Raw genomic sequence first — 19036 nt, 5'->3', positions numbered from 1 at the left:
AAATGTCTTCAATAGGAAAAACCGGCGATTATCGCGTCCAGGCTTCAGGCGATACCTGAGCCAACGCTTTGAATGCAGGTTTGGCGAACCAGTAACCTTGCATCAGAAAAATTCCACAGTCCGCCAGGAAATCCCGTTCTCCAGCGCTTTCAATGCCTTCGGCGATGACTGTAACGTCCAACTCCGCACAGATTGTGACAATCCCCCGAACGATAGCCTGACGAACACGATCACGGTCGACATCGCGGATCAGTGCCATGTCGAGTTTGATCAGGTCCGGTTGGAAGTCAGCCAGCAGATTGAGCCCCGAGTAGCCCGCGCCGAAATCGTCGATGGCGGTCTTGAAGCCGAATTCGCGGTATTCACGCAGAATATTAGTCAAATGGCGATAGTTATCTACGTGCTCGCTTTCCAGTGTTTCGAAAATCAGGCGGTCGATGGGGAAGTTGTGTGTTTTCGCGGCCTCCAGCGTGCTGCGAATACACAGCTCCGGACGGTACACGGCGTTGGGCATGAAGTTGATCGACAAATGTGTCTGCATATTTAAATTCGCCGCACCTCCAATGGCGCGGGTCCGGCAGAGCTGGTCGAAACGGTAGCGATTCTCCTCGGTGATCTGATCGAGCACTGACAATGCCCCTTCTCCGGCAACCCCCCGTACCAGGGCTTCATGGGCGAAAATCGTCCGGTCTCGCAAGTCGACGATCGGTTGGTAGGCAAAGGCAAAATCGAAGCCCAGCGGCTCGCTTTGCTGGCAGCCCCGGCAACCGCTCTGGGTTGAAGTCAATGAAGACGGAAATATAGTCACTCGGTCACTCCATGCCGGTGGGCCGGCCAAGATCACATTCTATCTGGAGGGCCGAGTTCTTGCGCCCGACAGAAACGGTAGTACAGTTCCGACTATTGGCCGAAAGAGGAATTCATATGGCACAAAAACAGGAAGAAGACGACAGGGTCCGTCTCGATAAATGGTTGTGGGCTGCGCGTTTTTACAAAACTCGTGCTTTGGCCAAAGCCGCGATTGAAAGCGGCAAGGTGCATTGCCGTGGCGAACGCTGCAAGCCGGGCAAGGAACCGAGGGTCGGCGACGAGTTTCAGATTCGAGTAGGGTTCGAGGAGCGCACGGTGGTGGTCCAGGCGCTATCGATAGTGCGCCGTGGCGCGCCGGAAGCGCAGACGTTGTACGCGGAAACTGAAGCCAGCATCGCCAAGCGCGAAGCGGCTGCGGCGATGCGCAAGGCGGGCTCGCTGGGCGTGAGCACCGACGGCAAGCCAAGCAAGAAGCAGCGGCGGGATCTGTTTAAATTTCGTGGGAGCAGTAACGACGAGTGAGGTTGTTGCTTCTGTGTCGTTTGGGCTGACGTCTTCGCGAGCAGGCTCGTTCCCACATAAAAACGCGATCACCTGTAGGCGCCAGCCTTGCCCAGTGAACACCCTGACACCCTCCGACCACTGCATCGAATGGGCGCAGACTTGCATTTACCCGAATGCGCAGCCATATGGGGGGAGTCGCCAGCGGCGAATCGAGTGGATGGGAAGCCGCTCGTCGAAAATCCCACACAGCATCTGACCTGTAGGCCATAACCAGAAGGCCAGCAGCGCTGGTGGCACAAATTGCATAACGCCACCGGCGGACGTCCCACCTTGCTTGGAACAAATCCGGATTGTTCATAAAATGCCTCCATGGCTGAACAGTGCGCGCCAAAACGGTGCTGCAGAGGCGCAATTATCTTGTTTGTAACCTTTTTATCATTGACTTCAGATACCCAGACCTATGACCGATCTACCGGATACCGACTACACCCAACGCTTCATCTTCGATGACAGCGACACCCGCGGCGAGCTGGTTTCGTTGGAGCGCAGCTACGCCGAAGTACTGGCCAAACACCCGTATCCGGAGCCGGTTGCGCAACTTCTTGGCGAACTGATGGCCGCGGCGTCATTGCTGGTCGGCACCTTGAAATTTGATGGTCTGCTGATTCTTCAGGCACGGTCCGATGGCCCGATTCCGTTGCTGATGATCGAATGTTCCAGCGAACGTGAAATCCGTGGTCTGGCCCGTTATGAGGCGGACCAGATCCCCGCCGACGCAACCCTCGCCGACCTGATGCCGAACGGCGTGCTGGCGTTGACAGTCGACCCGACCCACGGCCAGCGCTACCAGGGCATCGTCGACCTCGATGGTGAAACCCTGTCGGAGTGCTTCACTAATTATTTCGTCATGTCCCAGCAGGTGGGCACGCGTTTCTGGCTGTACGCCGATGGCCGCCGCGCCCGTGGCCTTTTGTTGCAGCAATTGCCCGCCGACCGTCTGAAAGACGAAGAAGAACGCGCCGCCAGTTGGCAGCACATCACCGCGTTGGGCAGCACCCTGACGGCTGATGAATTGCTCAGTCTGGACAACGAAACCGTGCTCCATCGTCTCTATCACGAAGAGCAGGTCCGGCTGTTCGATGTGCAGAAGTTGCGCTTCCATTGCAGCTGCTCGCGCGAACGTTCTGCGAATGCTTTGGTCAGTTTGGGTCTGGAAGATGCGCAGAACCTGATCGTCGAACACGGTGGCAACATCGAAATCGACTGTCAGTTCTGCAATGAACGTTACCTGTTCGACGCCGCCGATATTGCTCAATTATTCGCCGGCGCGGGCGTTGAGACGCCGTCAGATACCCGTCACTAAAACGGTTCAGCGCAGGTAAATTCACTGCTTAACGCCGGAATAACGCCGTTACGACGGGAGGGCCCTACTATTTTTGGGCGTTTCTGGCATAATCCGGCCCACTTTTTGTCGCGGTAGTAGTGCACGACTTTCTACTACAAAACGTTTGGAGCACACTCGGCCACTGGCCGACGGGGAATCTCATGACGCAAGCCAATAACGCCGTGTACACCGATCTGAGTGTTGATGATCTGGTAAAAGAAGCTCTGAGTCGCGGTGAAGGCGAGCTTGCCGATACCGGCGCACTGGTTGTTCGCACCGGTCACCGTACCGGCCGCTCGCCAGTCGATCGTTTCATCGTTGAAGAGCCGACCACCCAGGCCTCCATCGCCTGGGGCCCGATCAACCGCAAGTTCCCGGCCGACAAGTTCGATGCCCTGTGGGCTCGCGTCGAGGCGTTCAACAACGCGCAAGAGCATTTCGTTTCCCACGTGCATGTAGGTGCGTCTGAAGACCACTACCTGGCCGTGAAGATGACCACCCAGACTGCCTGGCAGTGCCTGTTCGGTCGTTGCCTGTTCATCAACCCGGAAAAGTACAACCCGGCTGGCCGTGATGAGTGGCAAGTGCTCAACGTTGCCAACTTCGAATGCGTGCCAGAGCGTGACGGCACCAACTCCGACGGTTGCGTGATCCTCAACTTCGCACAGAAGAAAGTGCTGATCGCTGGCATGCGTTACGCCGGTGAAATGAAAAAAGCCATGTTCTCGGTGCAGAACTTCCTGCTGCCGGCCGCTGACGTGCTGCCAATGCACTGCGCTGCCAACATTGGCGAAGCGGGCGACGTGACCCTGTTCTTCGGCCTGTCCGGCACCGGTAAAACCACCCTGTCCGCCGACGAAAGCCGTTACCTGATCGGTGACGACGAACACGGCTGGGGCGAAGGCGTTGTCTTCAACATCGAAGGCGGCTGCTACGCCAAGTGCATCGACCTGTCGGAGAAGAACGAACCGGTCATCTGGAAAGCCATCAAGCACGGCGCAGTCCTGGAAAACGTCGTGATCGACGACGCCAAGCACGCCGACTACGCCGATGTCAGCCTGACCCAGAACAGCCGCGCCGCCTACCCGCTGGAGCACGTTGCCAAGCGTTCCGAGAAAAACCTCGGTGGCGAGCCAAACGCTGTGATCTTCCTGACCTGCGACCTGACCGGCGTACTGCCGCCAGTTTCGATCCTCAGCGAAGAACAAGCGGCCTACCACTTCCTGTCCGGCTACACCGCTCTGGTGGGCTCGACCGAAATGGGTTCCGGCAGCGGCATCAAGTCGACCTTCTCCACCTGCTTCGGCGCACCGTTCTTCCCGCGTCCGGCTGGCGAATACGCAGAACTGCTGATCAAACGCATCCGCGGCTTCGGCTCCAAGGTCTACCTGGTCAATACCGGCTGGACCGGCGGCGGCTACGGCGTCGGCAAACGCTTCAACATCCCGACCACTCGCGGCGTGATCGCAGCGATCCAGAGCGGCGCGTTGATCGGTGTTGAAACCGAGCACCTCGACACCATCAACCTCGACGTGCCACTGGCCGTACCGGGCGTTGAGACTGGCCTGTTGAACCCGCGTAATACCTGGGCTGACAAGGCTGCTTATGATGAAGCCGCTAAAGCACTGGCCGGGTTGTTTGTCGAGAACTTCAAGAAGTTCGAAGTGAGCGACGCGATCAAGGCGGCTGGGCCGAAGTTGTAAGATTGGTTTGATGTAATGAGAAAGCCGCCAAAAGGGCGGCTTTTTTGTGGGCGCGGTTTAGGTTTTCAGGTGTAAAACGAACGCGCCGACCAATACCAGAACCACGCCGAGCACCTGTATCTTCGCCAGTCTCTCCTTGAAGAACACATATCCGAGGATCGCCGCGATTCCTCCGGACAGCGTGCTGATCACCGTTACCACCGAAACCGATCCAGCCACCGCGCCCCAGGCGAATGAAGAAAATCCACCAAGATTCATCAGGCTGGCGCCGGTCAGCGTCATGCAGTTTTTCAACGGCGGAATTTTCAGACCGTCCTCGATTCTCAGAACGATGGCCACCAGCACGATCAGCCCGATCAGATACGCGAGCCAAAGCATCGTCACCGGTCCAAGCACTGGAAGAACGAAGTGACCTTGCAGCCAGAAACTGGTGCCGTAGAAAAGAGCGGCCAACAGCGCATAGGCAATGGAGCTGCTGGCTTGAGTCGTGTGTGGAATCTTCGAGTCGGAATGAATGCTGGAGAGAATGACCCCAATCACGCACAGGGCAATGCACAGCAGTTGCATCAGGCTGATCTGCTCACCGCCAGCCCAGGACAGCAACGTCGTCACCACTCCGTAAGAGGTCACCAGTGGCGCAACAATAGACGCTTTGCCGAGGGCGAACGCTTTGGATAAGGCGAGCGCACCGGACACGGTCAGCACGGCGGCGACAGTGCCAATCAGCCAGACAGTGAGTGACGCCGACATCGATTTGAGGATGAACGCGGGGAAGGCGATCAACAGTAGGCTCATGATGCTGAAACCCAAAGCCTGACCAAAGTACACCGCGCGTTTGACGCCCACTGCGCGGGCATTCAACCCCACCAGAAAATCCGTGCCGCCCCACAGTAAAGCGGCGAGTAAGCCCATCAATACGTCCACGCTATGTCCTTATAGGTGTGTGCTGCCGATGCTAGAGACGCTTCCAGCCATCGGAGTGTCCCTGCCTTCGGCGTTGATGGCCACAGAAAACTAATTTCCCGAAAGTCGGAATGCAGGCGCCATATTGTCCTGCTCGCGCTTCGACAGCCCCACCGCGTCGGCCACTTTTGGCCACTGGCTCACCACCCCCTGGAAACGCTCGATAATCTCTGCCGCATCATTGTGGCCAACCCGAAAGTATTCGGCTACTTCGCGAGCGAGTTCGAGATTCAGAGCATTGTCGGCATCGGTAATGTTTAGCTTCAGCCCATCAGCGTGTGCTACAGGGTTCATGTCGTAGGCATCAGACAGTCGCCATCCACGACCGGGATCAAGGAGGAATCCATGGTTACGCAGGTGGTCGTCGGTATTGGAGACCAGGATGTTGAACACGATGCGCGACCACAACTCTCGAAGATCCTTGTCGGTTTCCGAGCCGTGCTTCATGAGTACTTCTGCCAGCTCCAGATAGCTGGCACCTACGGATGCGTCGTCCCCGTCCACGCGATCGGTCATGGTCATGGCTGAGGCAAAATGTAGTCGGCCACCGGTTGCGGTGCGGTCGAAGCGCTTGACCATGTAGCAGTGATGGTCGCTTGCATAGCGTTGCGCAAGACCGTTCGCCACTCGCAGACCGCATTCATTGGCCAGGACATTCACCACGAATTCCCACCCGCCGATGTCATAGTCGTCTCGGGTGCTCGGAAACTTGGCGATCCACAGGTGACCATTTTTATCAGCAACGCTGGCCTTCGGTCTGGCACCGCCCAATGAGCCGCCGGGGGCGATCAACATTCTCAGCCGTTCGCGCCCATCGAGCGAGGTGTTGTCCGGGTCGTTTTCCAACGCTCGACTTGCCTGCTCCAGCGCACGCAGCTCGATAAAGGGTGGCGCTGCCAACCCATCTCGATCATCCAGAAAATGGCCTTCGTCATTGAGTTTGTAGCGGATAGCACCGACTCGATAGAGGTCGTGAACACCTAACAGGAAATCCGACTCGTACAGCTTGCTGCCCTTGGGCACAAAGCCGTCGCGAATATCTCTCTCCAGTCGACGCTTCATCAGTAATTGCCCCCAGCGATCCGGGCTTGAGTCCGCAAAAACACCGAAGCGGGTTTGGCGCTGCCCAGGGAATTGTCGCCCTTCGAAGAGCCTGATGCGGGGATCCAGCGTCGTGAAGTTCAACTCGGGATCAATCAATGCGGCAGCGTCGTACTCAAACTCGAACACGTTGGTAGCGCAAGCCTTGGCGGCATGCAGGAACCCAAGGCGCCTTGGCCCATTCAGAGATTCCCAATCGGCATACACCGCGATCAGTGTCATTTTTTCTCCGTCTTGGCCCTGGATTTTTTATCGGCAAACAAACTGGAAAAAGACTGGGTGTTCAATGGGAAATCAACCTCGATATCCAATTCGGAGATAGGGCTTTCCAGTGCTTCAGTCGTCTTGTCACGGATGGGGGAAGACGCTTTCGTTGAAGTCACGTTGCGCGCTCGTTGGCGTTTACTGGTTGCTGCGTTCGCTCGTGGAATCAATTGCGCATCTTGCAATTGGCGTCCCAACTCATCCGCTTCGGCGAGCTTGCTCAAGTCTTTCTCCAGGCCCAGCACCTGCATCACAGACACATAGGCCCCCATCGTCACACCTGAGCTTCCGGACTCTAGGGAACGAAGCGTTGTCAGTGACATGCCTGCTCTCTCGGCGACTTGCTTGGCTGTCAGCCTGCGACGTAAACGAGCGAGTTTCAGTCGTTCGCCAAACTCCGCGAGCAGTCTGGATGAAGCTGGCAGCAGGGGCGCTGTTTTCTTAGCCATGTGCCATTATTCCTTCGTTTTTAGGCATTAACTGCCAGAATAATAGCACTTATATTATGGCTTGCTGGACTTCCTCAATGAGTTTCAAGACTCTGTCTGGTAATACGGTGCTGCCGATACGCAAGGAGGGCAGTTTATTTAAACTGCCATTATTCCAATCATATTTGTGATAAACAGCCAGAATAATGCCACTTATACGTTCTGCTAGAGGCCTTCAAGCGTTTGGGTATCCCAGTGTTGCAACTTGACAGCTTGGTAGAGCATGCCGATGGTTAGTGGGACTTTATCGCCGCGACCTTTTGCCCTTCGCTTGAGAAGCAAGTCGAACCCTTCCGGCTGAAAGTAGCGATAGGCATCGTAGTCCACGAAGTCGACACCGAACTGTTCTTCCAGCGCTTCCATCAGATGCCGGGCGTCAGCGCCGTCGCAGCCCAAATCGAAGTTGATCGAGGTGCTGAGGCTGATGGTTTTACGTTCGGGCAGGCCGAGTTCTTCGTGTAGCAGCTGCATGAGCAGGTGCATGGTGTGGTCGTCGGGGAAGTTGGGGGCGAGGTTCATGGTGTGTTGCCCCTTATTGGCCTGATCAAAAGAAGTGCTCATGGTTATCTCCAGTGTTCGAAGACGGCTTCCACCGCTTTGTGTTGGATCGCTCCCACGCACAGCGCGAGAACGATCTGTTCACTCGACGTCAGGCAGGCGCTTTCCAGCCCATCATGCGTTGTTGGGCGACTTTTAGCAGATCGCAGCCGTCCTGGGTCAGGAGGTAGAGCGCGTGGGTGATGTGGGGGATGTCTTCTATATCGCCTTGCTCGAAGCTCTGGCAGTGCAGGGTTCGGAGTAGTTCGCTGGAGGCTCGGATGCGCTGGAGGGCGGCTTCGAGGATGTCTTGCGGGTTGGCTTCTGTGTCGATGATCAGGGGCGGGGAATCGGTGAGGTTGGTTTCGAGGGGGCGGTAGCGATCTGTGAGCGGGTTCCAAGTATTCATTTAAAATCTCTCTTTTATGTAGCTGAGGACCCGCCACTATCGTGACCAAACGATGGGTGGCGGACTGTGTTCAGGTTGGTCAACCAGGGAGAGAAAACCCGGGTACGCAGAAGCGTCCCAAACACAGCCGCCATAAAGCGTGCCGACACAAAAGAAGTCGGCAGCATACAAGGGCATGCGTAAGTTTTCTCTCAAATTCAGGTGACCAAACCCGAGTCGCTGATTTGGCAGCGACCATCCGACTATAGATACCAGTCGCCTGTTAGCGATAGGCGACAAGGTGTCTTCTTTTGTAGGACCGGGATGAAGCTTTGATAGGGCGTTGCCTACGGAGTTATCCCCAGCCGAAATTTTTAGTCAGGCACACCGCGTTATCGTTCATCGCGAGCAAGCTCGCTCCCACAGGGGATTGCGCCGGGGGCATTAACCCGCGGTGAGTTTCGGCAGACGTTGGTGGGCGATTTCGAGGAGTTCGTTGCCATCCTGGGTCAGCAGGTAGAGCGCGTTGACGATGTTGGGAATGTCGCTCGCGTCCGCCTGTTTGAAGCACAGGCAGTACAGCGTTTCGAGCAGGTCGCTGGCGGCGCGGATGCGTTGTCGGGCGGCGTCGAGGATTTCGTGCGGGTCGGCCTCGGTGTCAATGACCAGGACCGGGGTGTCGCTGTAGCTGCTTTTGAGGGGGCGATAGCGGTCTTGCATCGGGGCAGTCCTTTGGGAAGTCGGGCAGGCCGACACACTGTTTCAGCCGCGCCGAAAACTATGAAGGGGACGGCGTGCTGCGGCAATACAGCCGCAATCGACAGAGTGTGTAGGGGATTTACTGGTCTTCGGCATTGGCCCTACGCGTTTCCCGAGATTTTTTTGACCGAAACCCTTACAGGTGAAATTTCCTACGTGTTTATCAGGCGCGGCGTAGTAAACCTCTGTATGGTGCGCGCCAGAATCTGTAGGGCATTTCGAAAATGCCTGGTTAGGCACTTAAAGGGAATTAGGTATGCAGTGGTTACGTATGGCCTCGGTTTTGTTGTTGTGGGCGGGTGTTTGTCGTTTGACGGGCGCGGCCGACGCCGGTAGTTCGATGATGCTGGCCAACATGGACCGAACGGGCTGGCCGGACGCCCTCACCACTCAAGCGAACATGGACACCGCGTCCCGCGCTGAGGTGCTGATGTTTGGCAAGGCGTTGCTGGCCAGCGAATCGCTGGACGAACAGGGGCTGAAACAGCGTCTGGGCGTGCAGGCAGTGAAGCTCAAGTCTGTACGCCAGGTGCGTGATGGATTGTGGGATCGGTTGCTGACCACCTACCGCAACGCCAGTCAGAACTGCGATGGCGAACCGTTCTGCCCGCGTGTGCGAAGCGTCGCTGATTTGCGTCAGTTGGCCGCAGCGTTCACCGGCGAAATCAGCCCTGCCCACGCGGCGTGGGCGAGCAAGAGCCAGGTGTTTCATGAGCAGGCGTTGAATGAGCAACTTCGGGTGGCGGTTTTGGTGCCCTAGCGCTGTCGAGGGCAAAACCCGATGACGCTGTCCCACCCATTGCGGCTCAGTTGATCGTGGATTCCGGAGCCTGACGCGAAGCCGCCTCAAGATCCATCAAACCTCGACCGTATGCCTCGCTGTTGGCATAGATACCTGTTCGGTTCGCTGTTGCCAGCAGGCGTTCGCGTACTTGCTGCGCGGTAAGTTCGGGATATCGGCTTTGCAATGCTGCCAGGGCTCCGCTGACCATGGCGGCAGCAGGCGAGGTGCCGGCGGTCTGTGCGTATTTTCCGTCCTTGCTGGTGGTCAGCAGTCCTTGCCCTGCGCCGGAATCACCGCCAGGTACCGCGATGCACCAGGCTGCCGCCACGCCGCAATAGTTGGATTTGGCATTGATGGCGCTGCCGTCGTTTTTCAGTGCAACCACGGCGATCCAGCCCTTTTCCAGTTCGGGTATGGCGATCGGCAAGCCGGGTTCGGCCAGCGGTTCCCGTTTCAGTTCGTTACCCGTCGGGAACACAAAAACAGCGCCGTCCTGAACCAGTTTCCGGGCAGTCACCAACGACTCCGGCATGACCTGCTTGTAACGCGCCTCATTGATCTCTGTCGCCGGAATGGCATTGGCCCACGAGTTGTTGAGGATGCGCGCCCCCTTGTCGAAACCGGCCTGCCAGGATTGTGCAATCTCCGTGTCGAAGAAAAACGGCTCGTTATCGTCGCCGAAACGGAATGGGATCAGCTGTGCGTTGAATGCAACACCGTGCATGCCCTGGTCATCTTTGTTGGCGGCGAGAATGCCGGCCATCTGGGTACCGTGACCCACCCGGTCGAAGGTGCCGGCGCGATTCTCGACATAGTCAAAACCGGGGTCAGCGATTCTTCCCTGAAATTCCGGCAAGTTGCTGTTCAGGCCTGAGTCGACAAGCGCTACGGCCACCCCCTGGCCAGTGCCGCCGCGGGCATACAGGGTTGAAGCGTTAATGACCGCCAGGCCCTGCTGGCCCTGATATTCCAGCGTCTCGAACGGGGTCGGGTCGATGGACGGCTGCGTGGGGTTCGTCAGGCAGCCGCTTAACAAAAAGGGTAATGCAAGCACGGGGGGGAGTGAAAAAATGGGTCGTTGAAGCATGGTCGTTCCTTCGTAAATCTCCGCGTACATCAGGCTTTCCTGCCGTGTTGAACATTGCGCGGAGAGGGCATTTTTTTGAAGGTGAACCTTACCGGTGAAAAGGGGTGAAGCGTCAGGGAGGCAAAGTGCCCCGTTTGTTTCAACCTGTGGCGAAGGTTTGGGCTGATGGACGCTGTATCATCCCGTATCGTTTTTGCCCCCGACCTTTTCTCGACTCGCTGCGATCACCGGCTAGGCTTTGGGCTTCGCAGCGGTCAACGGAGTGACAGCTTATGCACAACACCCTGGAACAGGTTTTCGGTTATCCACAGTTTCGGCCAGGCCAGGAGGCGGTGGTCAGCGCAGTGATGGCCGGGCGCTCGGCGGCGGCGATTTTCCCCACGGGTTCAGGCAAGTCCCTGTGTTACCAGATGTCGGCAGTGCTGCTGCCGCACCTGACACTGGTGGTCTCGCCGCTGCTCGCCTTGATGCAGGATCAATTGGCATTCCTGCAACGCCATGGCATTTCGGCAGGCAGTATCGATTCGGCTCAAAGCCGCGATGACGCCAGTGATGTGATGGCTCGCGCCAAGTCCGGCGAATTGAAGATCCTGATGATTTCCGTGGAGCGCCTGAAGAACGAGCGCTTTCGCAACTTCCTGCAGCAGGTGCCGATCTCGCTGCTGGTGGTGGACGAGGCACACTGCATCTCGGAGTGGGGCCATAACTTCCGCCCCGACTACCTCAAGCTCCCGGACTACCAGCGCCAGTTCAACATCCCTCAGGCATTGTTGCTGACCGCCACCGCGACCCCGAAAGTGATCGCGGATATGGAAGCGAAATTCGCCATCGCGCCTGAAGACGTGGTGACCACCGGTTTCTACCGGCCAAACCTCAATTTGCTGGTGGAACCGGTGCGCGGTCAGGACAAACGCCGACGCCTTGTCGAATGGATGAGCGAGCGTCCCGACCAGCCGAGCATCGTCTACGTCACCCTGCAGAAAACCGCCGAGCACATTGCTGAACACCTGGGTCGTAACGGCATCCAGGCCGAGGCCTATCACGCCGGTTTACCTCACGAGCAACGCGAAGCCATTCAGAAACGCTTCATGGGGGGCCAGTCCAATTGCATCGTCGCCACCATCGCCTTCGGCATGGGCATCGACAAGAGTGACATCCGTAATGTGGTGCATTTCGACCTGCCCAAATCCATCGAAAACTACAGCCAGGAAATCGGCCGCGCCGGACGTGACGGGCAGCCATCGGACTGCCTGGTATTGGCCAACCGCGATAGCCTCAATGTGCTGGAAAACTTCGTTTATGGCGACACTCCGGAACTGGACGGCATCCGTCACGTGCTCGACGAATTGCAAGCTGCCACGCCCGAGGGGCAATGGGAGTTTTTGCTAGGGCCGTTGGCCGACCAGAGCAACATTCGCCAGTTACCGCTCAAGACCTTGTTGGTGCAGTTGGAACTGCGCAGGATCATCGCCCCGCGTTACGCCTATTACGCCGAATACCGCTTCAAGTATTTGCTCGAGCCGGAAGACTTGCTCGCCCGCTTCGAGGGTGAGCGCAAGGATTTTGTCGCCGCCATCATCCATACCTCCAGTCGCGCGCGGACCTGGGCGACGGTGAATTTCGATGCGCTGTACGAACAGCATCAAGCCGAGCGCAATCGGGTGGTCAAGGCGCTGGATTACTTCCAGGAAAAGGGTTGGGTCGAGCTGGAAAGCAAGCAGATGACCGAGGTCTACAGCCTGCTGCAAACGGATTTCGACAGTCAGGCGCTGAGTGCTGAACTGCATGAGTGTTTCACTCGGCACGAACGCACCGAGATCGCGCGGATTCACGCCATGCTGGATCTGTTTGCCACTGACCACTGCCTAGGTAAACGCCTGGCCGAGTACTTCGGTGATGAAAACGCGCCGCAGCAGTGTGGGCATTGCTCGGTGTGTCACGGGCATGTGGCACGACTGCCTGCGCCGCCAGAGTTACCGGCGCTTGTGGATAAAAACTTCGAGGCGCTGTGCGGTGGTTTTATCCACAAGCATGAACAGCACGTCGGCAGCGTTCCCTCAGCGGAGCGCGTGACTCGGTTTTTGTGCGGGATCAGCGTGCCGCTGTTTACCAAGCTCAAGGCGCGGTCGATTCCGGGGTTTGCCGCGCTGGAGGATTACCCGTATGGCGAAGTGCGGGGGTGGGCTGAACAACATCTTTCAGGTTGAACCGTGCCTCTGTGGGAGCTTGCTCGCGATGAGGTCATCACATTCAGCATCAATGTTGAATGTGAGTCCGCAATCGCGAGCAAGCTCCCACAGGGATCCCAGCGTTTGGCAGATGTAGATCCATCCGCTGAATGTCCCCCATCACAGGAATAAATTTCAAAAATGCGTGGTGGCTGACTATGGTGGGGTCTGTCTTTGGATCGCCCACAAGAGAACAACTATGAGCCAGACACCGTTCAACATTCAGCGCGCTGCCGTCATCGGTGCGGGCACCATGGGCCGTGGCATTGTCATGTGCCTGGCCAATGCCGGGGTGCCGGTGCAGTGGGTCGATAACAATCCGCAGATGCTTGAGCAGGCGCTGGTCAGCGTGGCGGAGACCTACACGCACAACGTGCGGCAGGGGCGGATTGATCAGACTGAAGCTGACGCGCGCCTTGCACGGGTCACGGCGGCTGCCGATTATGCGGCGATCCGTGAGGTCGATCTGGTGATCGAAGCGGTTTACGAAAACCTTGAACTGAAGCAGAAAATCTTCCGCGAACTGGATGGTCTGCTCAAGCCCGAAGCCATACTGGCCAGCAATACGTCGGCGCTGGATATCGACGCTATTGCTACCGCCACCCGCCGTCCGCAACACGTCCTGGGCCTGCACTTCTTCAGCCCGGCACACATCATGAAACTGCTGGAAATCGTTCGTGGTGCACAGACTTCGCCGGCGGTGCTGGATGCCGCGCTGGAGCTGGGCAAGCGCATGGGCAAGGTCAGCGTAGTGTCGGGCAACTGCGAGGGGTTCATCGGCAACCGTATGCTCAAAACCTACGTGCTGGAAGCGCGCAAGATGCTGCTTGAAGGTGCTTATCCCTATCAGGTGGATGCGGCGCTGCAGGGCTTCGGTTTCGCCATGGGGCCGTTCCGCATGTATGACGTGGTCGGTATCGACCTCGAATGGCGGGCTCGGGAGCTGGCGGGCAAGGGGCAGGATGCGCCGCAGGTTCAAGTGGATAATCGTCTGTGTGAACTGGGCCGTTTCGGGCAGAAGAGTGGCAACGGCTATTACCACTATGAAGCGGGCAGTCGCCAGGCTGAGCACGATGAGCAGGTGGATGCGCTGGTGCTGAAGGTCAGCGAAGACTTGGGCTTCCAGCGTCGCGAGATCGCGCCTGAGGAGATTCTGGAGCGCTGCTTGCTGGCACTGGTCAACGAGGGTGCGAAGATTCTTCAGGAAGGGATTGCGACGTCGGCGCATGACATCGACCTGGTGTACCTCAACGGGTATGGTTTTCCGGCGGACAAGGGCGGGCCGATGGCCTGGGCGGATCAGCAGGGATTGGCGGATATTCATCAGCGGTTGTTGGCGCTTGAAACCCGGCAGGGTGATCACTGGCAACCGGCGCGGTTGATTGGGGAGTTGGCGGCGGTGAGTAAGGGGTTTGCTGACCGGTGATTGATATAGCGCCTGTGCCAGCGATGAACGCGACTCGGTTTTCGCTTTAGACTGGCCACACAACTTCAGGGATTGACGCTCATGCCCCAACGCACCGACTACCCTCACTTCCAGCCCATTACCACGCGCTGGCACGACAACGATGCCTACGGTCACGTCAACAACGTCACCTATTACAGCTTTTTCGACACGGCAGTGAACACTTATCTGATCGAAGTCGGCGGTCTGGATATCCATGACGGCGAGGTGGTGGGTTTTGTCGTGAGTTCGGCTTGTGATTACTTTGCCTCCATCGCTTTCCCCGACCGAATCGAGATCGGTTTGCGGGTGGGCAAGCTGGGTAACAGCTCGGTGCAATACGAACTGGCGGTGTTCAAGGACGGTGAAGACGAAGCCTGTGCGGCGGGGCGTTTCGTGCATGTGTTTGTGGATCGGACGTCGAATCAGCCGGTGACGATTCCTGGCGGATTGCGCGGTGCGCTGGAGCGGTTGGTGGTTTGACCGGCAAAAAAAATCGCAGCCAGAAGGCTGCGATTTCTTGATCTACCGGTAAACGAGGCGATTCAAGCCTCAGTCGCGATAGCGATGGTGATGCTTGCGGTGGCCATAGGCGTGACCGCGACCGGGATGACCATCACGGTAGTAGCGACGATCGTCACCACGGCCGCGATAGGAGCGACGATCATCGTCCTCGTCGCTCTTGTTGCCCATGTAGTTACCCAGTGCGCCACCGGCGCCGCCGCCTGCTGCGGAACCGATCAGGCTGCCGGTGGTGCCGCCCATGCTGCGGCCGACCACGTTACCGCCCGCTGCGCCCAACGCACCGCCAATGGCCGCTTCGCCACGGCTGCGTTTGTCTGCGCCGACTGCGCTACCACCCGCACCGCCCAGGGCCGCGCCAATGGTTGAACCTGTGTTGCCGCCTAACGATTGACCGACGACCGAGCCCAAAACCCCGCCCAATGCGCCGCCCACACCTGCTTCGGTGGTGCCTCCGGCAGAAGCGAAGCCACTGACCAGGCCAAGGGACAACAAGAGAATCGAGGAGAACTTCATAGAGGAACCTCAAGGGGATGACGGCGCGATCCTGAGGCTGAGTCATGGGGCTTACAATCGAAATCCGACGAATGACACGACTTCAATAGATATACCTAAGTTACTGTTTTTTAGCCGGAACTTAACTGTTTTTCGCCGGTCTTTAGCTACTTCGGAATGGCCGTTTTTGTGAAAAAACGGCCTTTTTTGTGGACGATTGGAAAGTACTGGAACAGTGTCGAGACAAGAGTCGGCAGGTCAAACGCAATCGCGGGCAAGCCCGCTCCCACAGGATTTGTGTGTTGAGCACAATATCTGTGCCCAACAGAGATCTCTGTGGGAGCAGGCTTGCCTGCGATGAGGCCAGACCAGGCGAAGCGTTAAGCCGACTTCGCCAGAATCAACCCGGTCTCGCTCGCCATTTCCAATCGTATCGCCACAAACTTCGACGTCGGCGTATGGCTGCCATCCCCGGTGCTTTCCAGCGGTACCAGCGGATTCACCTCCGGGTAATACGCCGCCGCTTGCCCCGCGGGGATATCAAACGCCAGCAGCGTGAAACCCTTCACCCGACGCTCACGGCCATCGTCCCAGATCGAAACGATGTCGGCCTTCTGCCCCGGTTTGAACCCCAGGCGAATGATGTCTGCTTCATTCACAAACAGCACATCGCGCTGCCCTTTCACGCCACGATAACGGTCGTCGAGGCCATAAATGGTGGTGTTGTACTGATCGTGGGAGCGCATCGACTGCATGATCAGGTCCGGCAACACGCCTGTAGCGCGAGTGCGCTCGTGCACCAGATCCTTGGGCAGGACGTTCGCACGGAAATTGGCGCGCCCTGATGCCGTGTTCCAGCGACGAGCACCGGCACTGTTGCCGAGGTAGAAACCGCCCGGATTCTTGATCTTCTCGTTGAAGTCCTTGAAGCCCGGAATGGTGTCGGCGATCAGGTCACGGATTCGCCGGTAATCGGCCACCAGCCAGTTCCAGTCCACCGGTTTGCTGCCCAGGGTCGCGGCAGCGATACCGGCGATGATCGCAGGCTCGGAGCGCATCTGGTTCGACAGCGCCTGCAACTGGCCGTTGGAGGCGTGGACCATGCTGAACGAATCTTCCACGGTCACCGCTTGCGGGCCTTCGGTCTGGATATCGATGTCGGTGCGGCCCAGGCACGGCAGGATCAGCGCGTCTTTACCGTGAGCCAAATGGCTGCGGTTGAGCTTGGTGCTGATTTGCACGGTCAGTTCGCAATTGCTCAAGGCCTGGAAGGTGCGCGTGCTGTCCGGAGTGGCTTGGGCGAAGTTACCGCCCAGAGCGATGAACACCTTTGCACGACCTTCGGCCATGGCATGAATCGCTTCGACCACGTTGTGACCGTTTTCGCGCGGCACCTTGAACTGGAAACGACGCTCCAGGGAATCGAGGAACGCCACCGGCGGACGCTCGTTGATGCCCATCGTGCGGTCGCCCTGCACGTTACTGTGGCCACGCACCGGGCACAGGCCGGCGCCGGGACGGCCAATATTGCCGCGCAGCAGCATCAGGTTGGCGATTTCCTGGATGGTCGCGACCGAATGACGATGTTGGGTGATACCCATCGCCCAGCACATGATCACGTTCTTGCCTTTGGCGTACATGCGCGCCGCTTGCTCGATTTCCACGAGCGTCAGGCCGGACTGCGCGACGATCTGCTCCCACGGCGTATCGTCGACGGTGCCCAGGTATTCCAGCACGTTGACACTGTGTTCATTAAGAAAGTCGTGGTCGAACACGGCGGGCTCACCGGCATTCTGCGCGTTGCGCTCCCATTGCAGCAGGAATTTCGCCATGCCGCGCATGATCGCCATGTCGCCGCCCAGTGCCGGGCGAAAATACGCGGTGTTGGTCGGTTTGTCGCCGTTGGTGAGCATTTCGATCGGGTGTTGCGGGTGCTGGAAACGTTCCAGGCCACGTTCTTTAAGCGGGTTGATGCACACCACCTGCGCGCCACGTTTCACTGCTTCGCGCAGCGGTTCGAGCATCCGTGGGTGGTTGGTGCCGGGATTCTGGCCCCAGACGAAAATCGCATCGGCGTGTTCGAAGTCGTCGAAGGTCACGGTGCCTTTACCGACGCCAACGCTCTGCGCCAATGCGACGCCGCTGGCTTCGTGGCACATGTTCGAACAGTCGGGGAAATTGTTGGTGCCATAGGCGCGTACGAACAATTGATAGAGGAACGCCGCTTCGTTGCTGGCACGTCCCGAGGTGTAGAACTCGGCTTGATCCGGGCTCGACAAACCGCGCAAATGCTTGGCGATCAGGGTAAAGGCATCATCCCAGCTGATGGGCTGGTAGCGATCGGTTTCGGCGTTGTAGATCATCGGCTCGGTCAGGCGGCCCTGATATTCAAGCCAGTAATCGCTCTGTTCCAGCAGCGAGGTGACGCTGTGTTTAGCGAAGAATGCCGGGTTGACCGCCCGTTTGGTCGCTTCCCAGTTCACCGCTTTGGCGCCGTTCTCGCAGAACGCCACCATGCCGGCTTCATTGGAATCGCCCCAAGCGCAACCCGGGCAGTCGAACCCGCCATTCTTGTTGGTCTTGAGCATCATGCGCAGGTTTTTCAGCGCGTTGTCGCTGGTCAACCAGGCCCGGGCAACGCTGGCCAGCGCGCCCCAACCGCCGGCCGGGCCTTTATAGGGCTTGTAGCGAGGAACGGGTTTCTGGTCGGCTTGACGGTGTTGACTCACGCTTGATTCTCCAACGCTGGGCTGTAGACCCGCGGCGCATTCTTCTGGGGCAAATGGATAAGGTTTAAGTTGTGACGACGGGCCCATTGCACGGCAAGGCCGGTGGGCGACGACAGGCTGACGAGGGTCTGGATGCCGGCGCGCAACACTTTCTGGATCAATTCGAGGCTGCAACGACTGGTGACAATCGCCAGGCCGCCGGTGGTCGGGATCTTTTGCCGGATCAGCCCGCCGATCAGCTTGTCGAGGGCGTTGTGCCGGCCAATGTCTTCGCGGCCCAACAGCAATTCGCCCTGACCGTTCATGAACACCGCCGCATGCACCGCGCCGCAATGCTGGCCGAGCGGCTGGAACGCACCGATGCGTTGGCGCAAGCCATCGAGCCATTCGGCGGGCGGCAGCGGTGTGCCGGGCAGCACCTTGAGGTCCGGCAGGGCCTGCTCGACCGCTTCCACGCCGCAGAGTCCGCAACCGCTGGTGCCGGCCAGTTGCCGGCGCTGCTGCTTGAGGTTCCAGAAGGCGCGGTTGGCGATGGTCACTTGCGCGTACTGCGCCGATCCCGAACCGCTCAGTTGCAGGTCATAAATGTCGGAGGCGTCTTCGATGATGCCGCTGCCGAGGCTGAAACCGACGATGAAGTCTTCCAGGTCCGTCGGTGTCACCAGCATCACCGCTTGACTGATGCCGTTATAGGCAATCGCCAACGCGACTTCTTCGGCCAGCGCGGTGCTGGCCGATTCGGTGTATTGAAGGTCGCTGTAACTGTACGTTTGGCTGGCGGAGGGCGCGGGCGTTTCGAGGGCTGGCGCCGCGCAAACAGGGCGCTTGGCGTTCATGGGGCATCAC

18 protein-coding genes and 1 pseudogene are annotated in these 19036 nt (G+C 58.3%); 7 read left to right on the top strand and 12 right to left on the bottom strand.

The window, feature by feature from the left end; translation table 11 throughout:
- Window positions 1-28: 28 nt before the first annotated feature.
- Complete coding sequence (locus F8N43_RS21485) at window positions 29-808, bottom strand: EAL domain-containing protein (RefSeq protein WP_150633180.1); 780 nt, start codon at window positions 806-808, stop codon at window positions 29-31.
- 116 nt (window positions 809-924) lie between these two features.
- Here F8N43_RS21485 and F8N43_RS21480 point away from each other — a divergent pair, with 116 nt between their 5' ends.
- Window positions 925-1332, top strand: a complete 408-nt coding sequence (locus F8N43_RS21480; protein WP_150633123.1) for an RNA-binding S4 domain-containing protein — start codon at window positions 925-927, stop codon at window positions 1330-1332.
- A gap of 112 nt (window positions 1333-1444) precedes the next feature.
- Here the strand turns inward: F8N43_RS21480 and F8N43_RS29605 are convergent.
- A pseudogene (locus F8N43_RS29605) lies at window positions 1445-1672 on the bottom strand (phosphoesterase); the annotation flags it as partial.
- A gap of 102 nt (window positions 1673-1774) precedes the next feature.
- On the opposite strand from F8N43_RS29605, the gene hslO reads away from it, so the two are divergent.
- Together hslO and F8N43_RS21465 are read left to right on the top strand one after the other, a co-directional pair.
- Window positions 1775-2677, top strand: coding sequence for an Hsp33 family molecular chaperone HslO (hslO, locus tag F8N43_RS21470; protein WP_150633122.1), 903 nt, complete (start codon window positions 1775-1777; stop codon window positions 2675-2677).
- Window positions 2678-2859: 182 nt separating this feature from the next.
- On the top strand, window positions 2860-4401 hold the full coding sequence (locus tag F8N43_RS21465; protein ID WP_150654324.1) for a phosphoenolpyruvate carboxykinase: 1542 nt from the start codon (window positions 2860-2862) through the stop codon (window positions 4399-4401).
- 57 nt (window positions 4402-4458) lie between these two features.
- Here F8N43_RS21465 and F8N43_RS21460 read toward each other — a convergent pair whose 3' ends face one another.
- From F8N43_RS21460 to F8N43_RS21435, 6 genes are all read right to left on the bottom strand, one after another.
- Window positions 4459-5313: a DMT family transporter gene (locus F8N43_RS21460; protein WP_150633179.1), complete on the bottom strand. Its 855-nt coding sequence runs from the start codon at window positions 5311-5313 to the stop codon at window positions 4459-4461.
- 102 nt (window positions 5314-5415) lie between these two features.
- Window positions 5416-6687, bottom strand: coding sequence for a type II toxin-antitoxin system HipA family toxin (locus F8N43_RS21455; protein WP_150654323.1), 1272 nt, complete (start codon window positions 6685-6687; stop codon window positions 5416-5418).
- Window positions 6684-7178, bottom strand: coding sequence for a helix-turn-helix domain-containing protein (locus tag F8N43_RS21450; RefSeq protein ID WP_150635903.1), 495 nt, complete (start codon window positions 7176-7178; stop codon window positions 6684-6686). Before F8N43_RS21450 ends, F8N43_RS21455 begins: the two co-directional genes overlap by 4 nt.
- 204 nt (window positions 7179-7382) lie before the next feature.
- Complete coding sequence (locus F8N43_RS21445; RefSeq protein ID WP_150636417.1) at window positions 7383-7736, bottom strand: DUF1493 family protein; 354 nt, start codon at window positions 7734-7736, stop codon at window positions 7383-7385.
- A gap of 130 nt (window positions 7737-7866) precedes the next feature.
- Window positions 7867-8163, bottom strand: a complete 297-nt coding sequence (locus F8N43_RS21440) for a hypothetical protein (RefSeq protein WP_150633118.1) — start codon at window positions 8161-8163, stop codon at window positions 7867-7869.
- Window positions 8164-8586: 423 nt separating this feature from the next.
- On the bottom strand, window positions 8587-8862 hold the full coding sequence (locus F8N43_RS21435; RefSeq protein WP_150633117.1) for a hypothetical protein: 276 nt from the start codon (window positions 8860-8862) through the stop codon (window positions 8587-8589).
- 295 nt (window positions 8863-9157) lie between these two features.
- Here F8N43_RS21435 and F8N43_RS21430 point away from each other — a divergent pair, with 295 nt between their 5' ends.
- Window positions 9158-9661: a polysaccharide deacetylase gene (locus F8N43_RS21430; RefSeq protein WP_150633116.1), complete on the top strand. Its 504-nt coding sequence runs from the start codon at window positions 9158-9160 to the stop codon at window positions 9659-9661.
- 46 nt (window positions 9662-9707) lie between these two features.
- Here F8N43_RS21430 and F8N43_RS21425 read toward each other — a convergent pair whose 3' ends face one another.
- Window positions 9708-10772: a S8 family peptidase gene (locus F8N43_RS21425; RefSeq protein WP_150636415.1), complete on the bottom strand. Its 1065-nt coding sequence runs from the start codon at window positions 10770-10772 to the stop codon at window positions 9708-9710.
- Window positions 10773-11044: 272 nt separating this feature from the next.
- Here F8N43_RS21425 and F8N43_RS21420 point away from each other — a divergent pair, with 272 nt between their 5' ends.
- From F8N43_RS21420 to F8N43_RS21410, 3 genes are all read left to right on the top strand, one after another.
- Window positions 11045-12979 carry an ATP-dependent DNA helicase RecQ gene (locus tag F8N43_RS21420; protein ID WP_150635896.1) on the top strand — a complete coding sequence of 645 codons (1935 nt, stop codon included), beginning with the start codon at window positions 11045-11047 and terminating at the stop codon, window positions 12977-12979.
- A 220-nt stretch (window positions 12980-13199) separates the two neighbouring features.
- Window positions 13200-14426 (top strand): 3-hydroxyacyl-CoA dehydrogenase, encoded by a 1227-nt coding sequence (locus F8N43_RS21415; RefSeq protein WP_150635894.1) that lies wholly within the window; start codon window positions 13200-13202, stop codon window positions 14424-14426.
- Window positions 14427-14507: 81 nt separating this feature from the next.
- The gene (locus F8N43_RS21410; protein WP_150631863.1) at window positions 14508-14927 is read left to right on the top strand and encodes an acyl-CoA thioesterase; all 420 of its coding nucleotides are present in this window, start codon (window positions 14508-14510) and stop codon (window positions 14925-14927) included.
- A gap of 69 nt (window positions 14928-14996) precedes the next feature.
- On the opposite strand, the gene F8N43_RS21405 is transcribed toward F8N43_RS21410, so the two are convergent.
- From F8N43_RS21405 to fdhD, 3 genes are all read right to left on the bottom strand, one after another.
- Window positions 14997-15482, bottom strand: coding sequence for a glycine zipper domain-containing protein (locus F8N43_RS21405; protein ID WP_150631862.1), 486 nt, complete (start codon window positions 15480-15482; stop codon window positions 14997-14999).
- 359 nt (window positions 15483-15841) lie between these two features.
- Window positions 15842-18190 (bottom strand): FdhF/YdeP family oxidoreductase, encoded by a 2349-nt coding sequence (locus tag F8N43_RS21400; RefSeq protein WP_150635892.1) that lies wholly within the window; start codon window positions 18188-18190, stop codon window positions 15842-15844.
- Window positions 18187-19026 (bottom strand): formate dehydrogenase accessory sulfurtransferase FdhD, encoded by an 840-nt coding sequence (fdhD, locus tag F8N43_RS21395; RefSeq protein WP_150631860.1) that lies wholly within the window; start codon window positions 19024-19026, stop codon window positions 18187-18189. The genes F8N43_RS21400 and fdhD overlap by 4 nt, the downstream gene beginning before the upstream one ends.
- Window positions 19027-19036 lie beyond the last annotated feature (10 nt).

The sequence above is a fragment of the Pseudomonas fluorescens genome, assembly GCF_902498065.1.
GTDB lineage: Bacteria > Pseudomonadota > Gammaproteobacteria > Pseudomonadales > Pseudomonadaceae > Aquipseudomonas > Aquipseudomonas fluorescens_BJ.
Note: the sequence above shows the minus strand (reverse complement) of the source record. Positions and strands in the feature narration are given on the sequence as shown.

Coding starts and splice junctions, on each gene's coding strand:
- F8N43_RS21480 (WP_150633123.1), top strand. CDS start 925: ATGGCACAAAAACAGGAAGAAGACGACAGGGTCCGTCTCGATAAATGG.
- hslO (WP_150633122.1), top strand. CDS start 1,775: ATGACCGATCTACCGGATACCGACTACACCCAACGCTTCATCTTCGAT.
- F8N43_RS21465 (WP_150654324.1), top strand. CDS start 2,860: ATGACGCAAGCCAATAACGCCGTGTACACCGATCTGAGTGTTGATGAT.
- F8N43_RS21460 (WP_150633179.1), bottom strand. CDS start 5,313: ATGGGCTTACTCGCCGCTTTACTGTGGGGCGGCACGGATTTTCTGGTG.
- F8N43_RS21455 (WP_150654323.1), bottom strand. CDS start 6,687: ATGACACTGATCGCGGTGTATGCCGATTGGGAATCTCTGAATGGGCCA.
- F8N43_RS21450 (WP_150635903.1), bottom strand. CDS start 7,178: ATGGCTAAGAAAACAGCGCCCCTGCTGCCAGCTTCATCCAGACTGCTC.
- F8N43_RS21445 (WP_150636417.1), bottom strand. CDS start 7,736: ATGAACCTCGCCCCCAACTTCCCCGACGACCACACCATGCACCTGCTC.
- F8N43_RS21440 (WP_150633118.1), bottom strand. CDS start 8,163: ATGAATACTTGGAACCCGCTCACAGATCGCTACCGCCCCCTCGAAACC.
- F8N43_RS21435 (WP_150633117.1), bottom strand. CDS start 8,862: ATGCAAGACCGCTATCGCCCCCTCAAAAGCAGCTACAGCGACACCCCG.
- F8N43_RS21430 (WP_150633116.1), top strand. CDS start 9,158: ATGCAGTGGTTACGTATGGCCTCGGTTTTGTTGTTGTGGGCGGGTGTT.
- F8N43_RS21425 (WP_150636415.1), bottom strand. CDS start 10,772: ATGCTTCAACGACCCATTTTTTCACTCCCCCCCGTGCTTGCATTACCC.
- F8N43_RS21420 (WP_150635896.1), top strand. CDS start 11,045: ATGCACAACACCCTGGAACAGGTTTTCGGTTATCCACAGTTTCGGCCA.
- F8N43_RS21415 (WP_150635894.1), top strand. CDS start 13,200: ATGAGCCAGACACCGTTCAACATTCAGCGCGCTGCCGTCATCGGTGCG.
- F8N43_RS21410 (WP_150631863.1), top strand. CDS start 14,508: ATGCCCCAACGCACCGACTACCCTCACTTCCAGCCCATTACCACGCGC.
- F8N43_RS21405 (WP_150631862.1), bottom strand. CDS start 15,482: ATGAAGTTCTCCTCGATTCTCTTGTTGTCCCTTGGCCTGGTCAGTGGC.
- fdhD (WP_150631860.1), bottom strand. CDS start 19,026: ATGAACGCCAAGCGCCCTGTTTGCGCGGCGCCAGCCCTCGAAACGCCC.